At 77.3% G+C, this 1565-nt stretch carries 1 protein-coding gene; it reads left to right on the top strand.

Annotation, left to right across the window (positions count from 1 at the left end; translation table 11 throughout):
- The first annotated feature begins 192 nt into the window (after positions 1–192).
- Positions 193–1437: a dipeptidase gene (locus tag AC07AB_RS21665; protein WP_478569323.1), complete on the top strand. Its 1245-nt coding sequence runs from the start codon at positions 193–195 to the stop codon at positions 1435–1437.
- Positions 1438–1565: the final 128 nt, after the last annotated feature.

The raw sequence follows: 1565 nt of genomic DNA, 5'->3' as shown, positions 1-1565 counted from the left end.
CGGGGCCACGAGTGGCCGGCGCGCCGACTCCCCCCCCCCCCCCCCCCCCTCCCTTCCCCCCCCCCCCCCCCCCCCCCCCCCCCCCCTCCACGAGGGCGGGCCTCTAGCCCATACGCGCCGGTCATCGCGTAGCGGCGGGGCCCACGTGGCACCGTGGCCGTACTGCGCCGCAACGAGCACGGAGCCCCTCTCATGGCCGACTCAGCCCCCGTCCTCCAGGGGACCCCCCGAGCATTCACCCCAGCCCCCGCCCCCGCGCCGGACCCGGCGCCCACGACCGAGCCCGTACCCGCCGCCGACCCGGCCTCAGTGACCCGGGCACGGCAGCTGCTGGCCGTACGCCCCATCGCCGACGGCCACAACGGCCTTCCCTGGACGCTCCGGCTGCGGGTCGGACACGACCTGACGCCGGGCCGCTATTACGACCTCGACCTCGACGACTCCACGCTGCACACCAGCTTCCCGGCGCTGCGCGCGGGCGGCGTCGGGGCGCAGTTCTGGTCCGTCCACGTGCCGACGGGAGCGGTCGGCGACCGGGCCGTCCGCGCGACCCTCGAACAGATCGACTTCGTGCACACGCTGGTCCGCGCCTATCCGGAGTCGCTCCGCCTCGCGCTCACCGCCGACGAGATCGCCGCCGCCCGCAACCGCGGCCGGATCGCCTCGCTGCTCGGAGCCGCGAGCGGACACGCCATCGACAGCTCGCTGGGCACCCTGCGCGGGCTGCACGCCCTCGGTGTGCGCGCCATGGCGCTCACCCACGACCGCGGCACCCCGTGGGCGGACTCGGCGGCCGAGGGGCCGCGGGCGGGCGGCCTGACCCTCTTCGGCGAGGAGGTGATCCGCGAGATGAACCGCCTCGGGGTGCTCATCGACCTCTCCATGAGCTCCGTCGACGTCATGCGGCACACCCTGGCCCTCTCCAAGGCCCCGGTCCTCTTCTCGCACTCGGCGGCGGCCTCGCTGACCGGCCGGCCCGGCGACGTCCCCGACGACATCCTGGAGCGGCTGCCGGTCAACGGCGGGCTGTGCATGGTCACGTTCGAGCCGGAGCGCATGGCGCGGGGCGCGGGCCCCGCGACGCTGTCGGACGTCGCCGACCACCTCGACCACGTACGGGAGGTGGCGGGGGCCGACCATGTCGGGCTCAGCGGCTGCTACGACGGCGGCCCGGAGCGGTCACCGGAGGAGACGGCCGCGGAGGGCGACGCGGACGGCCCGCTGCCCCGGCCGAGGGGCCTGGAGGACGCCTCCCGCTACCCGTATCTGATCGCGGAACTCCTCGACCGCGGCTGGTCGGAGACCGACATCGCCAAGCTCACCTGGGAGAACGCGCTGCGCGTGCTGCGCGGCGCGGAGTTCACGGCGCGCGCCGGCGGACAGCGGCGCACCCCGTCGATGGCGACCATCGGCCGCCTCGACGGGGCGCGAATCTGACGGAGCGGGGGGGGGGGGGGGGGGGGGGGGGGGGGGGGGGGTCCCCCCCCCCCCCCCCCCCCCCCCCCCCCCCCCCACCGCGGCCCCCGGGCCGCGACCGATCGCGGCCAGCTCCTCGCAGGCGGGGC

The organism is Streptomyces sp. NPDC044033 (genome assembly GCF_056434425.1).
This window is presented reverse-complemented; position numbering and strand designations above follow the sequence as displayed.